Annotated in this window: 5 protein-coding genes; 4 read left to right on the forward strand and 1 reads right to left on the reverse strand. The window is 22.9% G+C overall.

The genetic code is table 11. From position 1 onward, the window contains the following. Positions 1 to 108 precede the first annotated feature (108 nt). From BM227_RS04385 to BM227_RS04400, 4 genes are all read left to right on the forward strand, one after another. Positions 109 to 462: a hypothetical protein gene (locus tag BM227_RS04385; RefSeq protein WP_092911564.1), complete on the forward strand. Its 354-nt coding sequence runs from the start codon at positions 109 to 111 to the stop codon at positions 460 to 462. Positions 463 to 642: 180 nt separating this feature from the next. Further along, a complete protein-coding gene (locus BM227_RS04390; RefSeq protein ID WP_092911566.1) occupies positions 643 to 4284 on the forward strand; it encodes a hypothetical protein in 3642 nt (1213 codons plus the stop codon). Positions 4285 to 4599: 315 nt separating this feature from the next. Continuing rightward, positions 4600 to 4818, forward strand: a complete 219-nt coding sequence (locus BM227_RS04395) for a hypothetical protein (RefSeq protein ID WP_092911567.1) — start codon at positions 4600 to 4602, stop codon at positions 4816 to 4818. Next, the gene (locus tag BM227_RS04400; RefSeq protein ID WP_092911569.1) at positions 4815 to 5234 is read left to right on the forward strand and encodes a type II toxin-antitoxin system VapC family toxin; all 420 of its coding nucleotides are present in this window, start codon (positions 4815 to 4817) and stop codon (positions 5232 to 5234) included. The genes BM227_RS04395 and BM227_RS04400 overlap by 4 nt, the downstream gene beginning before the upstream one ends. 212 nt (positions 5235 to 5446) lie before the next feature. On the opposite strand, the gene BM227_RS04405 is transcribed toward BM227_RS04400, so the two are convergent. Further along, entirely contained in the window at positions 5447 to 5839 is a 393-nt protein-coding gene (locus BM227_RS04405; RefSeq protein WP_092911571.1) for a hypothetical protein, read from the reverse strand. Positions 5840 to 6259 lie beyond the last annotated feature (420 nt).

Genomic DNA, 6259 nt, shown 5'->3' on the forward strand with positions numbered 1-6259 from the left:
TTTCGCTGTTAAGTACCTAATTATAAAGCAAATTGGCTTGTTGTCTAATTTGGTATGGAATTATTGGGTAACAATATTCTAATAAAAATACAAAATAAAAGTTAAAAAATGGTACAAAATTTAAAAGAGTATTTTCAAAAAAAACTAGATGAAATATTTGCTGATAAGATAGAGATGAGTCTTTGGCAAGATAGTATCTGGACAGATATCGATAGTTATGATGAAGATTTGATATTTTCATTTGATTATAAAAAGATACAAGAGATATTTCCAAATTTTGGCATTGAGCATGTAGAATTTGATTATATAGGTGATGATCATGATGGACTCAGTAGCTGTGATACTGCAGAAGTTATACATTTTACCAATATAAATTTAGAAAATAAAACAAAAGATGACATAGATATTTTTTGTCAGATAATGCTTGATGGATATAAGAAGTTTTTAGAGAGCGATTATTAAAATAGATTTACAACCAAAAAACTTCACAAAGAAATAAAATCAATACTTAAAGCTTATGAGTTAGTTTTAGAAGAAGATAAGTATCAAAACATTTTAGATATGCATGAAATACCACAATATGAAGAGATAGTTTTTCATATATTTGTTCAATTATCAAATAAAAAAAATAAAAGGTGAACAATGAAAGATAAGATTTTTCCTATATTAGAGAAAACAGAAAACACTGATTTTTTATCTAAAAATTTTCAAAATAAAACTGTTAGACATGAAAGTATTAATTTTGATGAAAAAAACACAGAAAATTTTGTTTCACTCAATTTTTCAAATCCACTTTTAACTAAATTACTTATTATTGATAATAATATAGAAGGTAAATTAGTAGCCTCTAAAAAAGCTACGATAAATACTCTGGAAACATTTATTGAAAATTTTGAAAAGAGGAAACATGATATATTACAATTAAAAAAACTTGTAAATAATTACAATCCAGATAGATTAAATTTATCATATAAATTAGAAACAGTTATTAATGATTTTTTTGAAGAACTTGATTTTATTTCGATAGAAGTTAAAAAAATGTTTGAATTAAAAAATGAACTATCATTTTATTTAAACAAACAATCTTATTTATCTTCAACTGAAAAAAATGAGTGTTTAGAATTTTATAGTTCAATTGTAGAAGAATTTATAACCCCATATATAAAAACTTTTTTTGATCAATTTGAAAATAAAGAATTTAATTTTAAAAGTTCAAATATTTTATTTACTTTAAGTGATATAGAAAAATCAGATAAAATAAATGAAGATATTTTAAAAGTTATGTTGAAATATATAAAACAAAATAATATTTTTTTAAATAGAATTATTTCTAATTATATGATATATTCAATTGATTCTAATAAATTTAAAGAGGACGGAAATATATCTTTAAAACCTTTATTGAAAAATATAGAAAATTTAAGAAAAAAATATAATATCAATACTATAATTTTAGGAAGTAATGAAAACTTAAAAAAAGAAGATTTTAAAACTTTGTTGCTTTATACAAAAGATAATAATATTAAAATTATTACTAATAATTTAATTATAAATTTTCAAAAATTAAATAAAATAAACGCATTTATAAATTCATTATTAAAAAACAAAATGTTAGATAAAGGTATTTTGATAAAAAATTATTTTACTAATAGTGAAAAATTATATTCTTTTGATCTTTTAAAAATAAAAGATTTTTCTATTTCATATTTTACAAAATCTATATTAGGAAGTACTCCAATGACTTATAGAGAAAATATACATACTTGGAGAAAATATATATCTTTATATGATGATTTGTATGATAAAAAAGATTTTTCTATATCTATCCCAAAAATTGATATAAATGTTATTGATTTAGATATAAGTTCTAAAAATGAATTAAATAGTTTTGGATTTATAAGAAGAAAATTCAATACTGATTTTGGATTTAGTAAAAAAAATGATCAAGGTATAACAGTTGACGAAACAATGGATTTTTTTTGGTATTTGTTTCAAGAAAAAAATGTTGATTCTGATAATGTAATAGAAAACCATGAGAAAAGTAAATTCCTTTTAATGGACATTATTTTAAAATTATATAGAAATGAAGTTCCTTATTTAAATAATCCAATAGGAGAACAAATTGAAAGTTATAATGATTTTTCAAAAATATTTTTTGAAATAAAAAAATTAGAAGAAGAAATATTTGAAAAAGAATTTATGAAATTACATTTAATTTTATGGCTTTGCAAACCCTATAATATGTTACCTGATTGGAAAAATAAAGAAAGTTTGGGTTTTGATCAAGAAATTTATGATGTTATTGAAAAAATTGGGAAAACTAATTATGAACTTTTTATGTTTCAAGCTATAAAATTATATAGTTTATACAATGGAAAAGAAAATAATATTTCTGTTATTAAAAATTTATTATCAAATTCTATTGAATTATTTCTTAAAGAATTTAAAAATACTGTACAAGAAGGTCCTGAATATGGTGAAAGATGGGATGTTCTAACAATGAGAGTTGAAGAAGGTTATGCTATATTTGATCCAAATATTACAGAACATATTAATGATAGTTTATTAACCAAAATATCTGCTAGATTTGAAGAATTATTTAAAAAAGTTGATATATTGACAACAATAAATTTTGAATTAAATAAATTATTTAATTTTAAATCTCTTGACCAAGATTTTGATAAAATTATTAAAGGGGATATAACAGCTGAGGAACTTTTAGTAGATGAAGACAGTTATTCAAAAATTGTTAAATCAATAATTCAGATAAAATCAGATCCATTTTATCTTCAAATGATAGAAAATTATAAAGTAATCGCTTTTGATAAAAATGCTTCCTATCAAGGAAAAATTTTAACTACTAAAGAAAAGCAAGACATACTCAAAGAAATATTTGATATAAAATCTTATTATAAAAATAGCAACTTATCAAAATCACATGCAGATGAAATTTTATCTTGTAATGGAAAAGGAACTGATTATATTAAACAACTTATTGAAAATGAAGAAATTAAATTTTCTAAAGAAGAAAAGAAAATGATAGAATATATTTCAGAGGATAAAAAAATATTATCTCCTGGAAATAATTTTGAAAATAATGTTGTTTTTTATTTCAATAAAATTTATGAAATGATTTTGGAAAAAATTCAAAATTCACAAATTGACTTTGAAAAATTTAGTTATATTTTAGATAATTTATCAGCTGATTTAATAAATTCAGAAGATTTATTTCAACTTGAAAAAGTAGCTTTTTCTTATGAATCTATAATATATTCTAATTTAGATAGAAATTTTATTGTATTTGATAAATCAGATTTAAAATCTTTATATGATTTTGAATCAGATTTTTTATATAGATTTAATGATATTGAAGAAAATGATATTGAAAATTTTGCTGAAGTTTTAAAAAATATTATTAAAAATATAAAAGATAAAGGAAAATTTTATTTACCAGATTATTCAAATGAAAAACAATTTATATATTATTCCATATTAAAACTTTTTTCTAACCATTGGAAAACTATACAATCTAATTCTATATTGAGTGTTGCTAGTTCATTAAGTATTATTGAAAATAAACTTGAACTTGAATTAGTTCAAACAACTATTAAAGATATTTTATATAATACGAAATATCAGAGAGATAAGCTTATAGAATTAAATGAAAAAAGAAAGACAACAAATTTAACTGATTTTGAAAGTAATAGTAATAAAAAATTTTTACAATATTATATTTTCTCTTTAAAATCAATTGTGGAAAAAGGTTTTGAAAAGTTAGGAACTTTAAATTTTTTCAGGATACATAAACAAATTAATAATAGTATAGCTATTTCCAATGAAAAAACATTATTTGGTGTATTTAAAGATGTTTTAGTTAACTATTTAGCTGAAAAATATGATTTAACTTCTCTTAAAGACAATAGTTATACTTTATTATTATCTTTTGATAATTATTTATCCGATGATATACTAATAATATTTAAAAAACTCTCAGCTGCTATAAATAAAAATATTATTATTGGTGTAAGCGAAGACTTTGAACAAGAAAAAGTAACTAGTAATTGGCTTATATCTGAAGAACAAAGAGTATGTGAAATATATAAAGTTTTTTTAACTGAAAATTCTCCAAAAACAAATGAAAATAAATATGATTTGATTATAGAAGATAACAATTTAGTTGAAGGTGAAAATACGAAATTGATATTTAATGAGGAGTTGTTTGATATTAAATTAAAAAAATCCAATGCTCTTGTTAAAAATAGAATTATAGAATTGGACTTGTAGTATTTTAAAATATTTCAGGTTCTATTTCAAACCAACTTTTGACCGCATCATATGGTATTCTAACCTTAAGTTCTTTTGTTAGTCCACCAGGTTTTCTATTGGGTGTTGTAATATATCAAAAGTTTAATTACTCTGTAGCTTTAATAGCACTATTCCTATGAAAGATTTAAGTGATATTTACTTTCCAGATAAAAGAAAGATATATTTTGAAATTTACAATTAAAGATGCTCGTATAGAAGAAGCCTTCTTAAAAAAATTACTTCATTAGCCAATATGCTATAATTACTTTAAAATATACAAATAAGGAGTTTATCATGTACACAATTAAACTCGATGTGAATGATACAATTTTTGAGAAGGTGATGTTTTTTTTAAAAAATATTCCAGTTAAAAATATTAGTGTAGAAAAAATAGATGATATGGAGTCTAAAAAACGAAATGACATTGTAACCTTTTTTCAATCAAGTCCTATTGCAGGAGAAATCTCTTTAGAACGAGACTCTAGGACATATACTAATAGGGTTACTTTTTGAACTATCTATTAGACACAAACATTATTTCGGAACTTATTTCTAAAAATCCAAACAAAAAAGTTATAGATTTTATTTTGAGTTTGAATGAAGAAAAGTTATATCTTAGTGTCATAACTATTGGTGAAATTAAATCTGGTATCGAAAAACTTGATGATGGTCGAAAAAAAGAAAAGTTACTTCATTGGTTGGAAAATGATCTCTTAGTGAGGTTTCATAACAGAATTATTGATATAGATATTGAAGTTATGCTTCAATGGGGTGTGACTAATACGCAACTTAAAAAACTAGGAAAACCTTTGCCAATTATGGATTCTATAATCGGCTCAATAGCTCAAGCAAAGAATCTGATTTTACTTACAAGAAACGAGAATGATTTTAAAAATCTCGACATTAAAATAATAAATCCATTCAATTAATTTCTAACTATTGTTTTAATAAAATAATCATTTGGATTTTTGGGACTAGCGTAAAAATGAAGATGCAAATTAGTCCATTTTAGCCCAAAATATTGGGTTTTGGGGCGAAACACTTGTCAAAAGATTTGCATTCCATTATACACTTCATACCTGTTCAATCGCCCTTCCCAAGGTGTTAAAACTATCTCACCATCTCTCATTACTGCTTTAACTTATTTTATTTTTACAGCAGTACCTTCAATTAAAAATTGAATAGATGAGTGTGTGCTACCCTTTACATCTCGCTTACTTACAATACCCATAGTGGCAACAGAAGACATCATATCAAAATTAGTATTTGTAGTACCACTAACCATAACAATAGGTGTTGTTTTTACATTTATAATAGCATTAGCACCTAACTCTTTAGCAACAAGTGCTAATTCAATTTCTGCTTCAACTATATGTGTTTTAATACTTCGAATGCACTCTATTGGTTCAAAATTCATACCTATATTTTCAATATTATAAAATTTTATCTCTTTTTTTAATGTGTTGACTTCATTTAATGTTGAATCTGTTGGTTGTCCTGCCATTGTCTGTATTGCCTCTTTAAAAAATCCCATTTTCTTACCTCTTTTTTAATTTATACTTTTCGACCGAAACAATTATACTCAAATTATTCTGAAGTTAAACCGTTATCCCAAATAAATCCATAAAATAAAAACCCACCTAATATTCCCTAAAAAACACATTTTTTGAAAAAATAAAATGCCTAAATATGCACCAAAATTATCTCTTACATATTTTTACTCCAAAGTTACTACATTTTGAACTATTTTTACGAAATTTCCTTGTTTTTTGACAATAGTATATTGTTATTATATTTTGAAATGCACTGATTTTTAGATTTAAAGTAGTCATTCTAAACTCATCTCATAAGCTTTGTGCCTTATATTTTGAAGTAGTTTGGCAAACTCTTCATTAACCTTTAAAGTGATTTTTCTTGCATGTGTAACTACCTTTCCAGCGATATTATATAGCTT

The organism is Hydrogenimonas thermophila (genome assembly GCF_900115615.1).
Taxonomy (GTDB): Bacteria; Campylobacterota; Campylobacteria; order Campylobacterales; family Hydrogenimonadaceae; genus Hydrogenimonas; species Hydrogenimonas thermophila.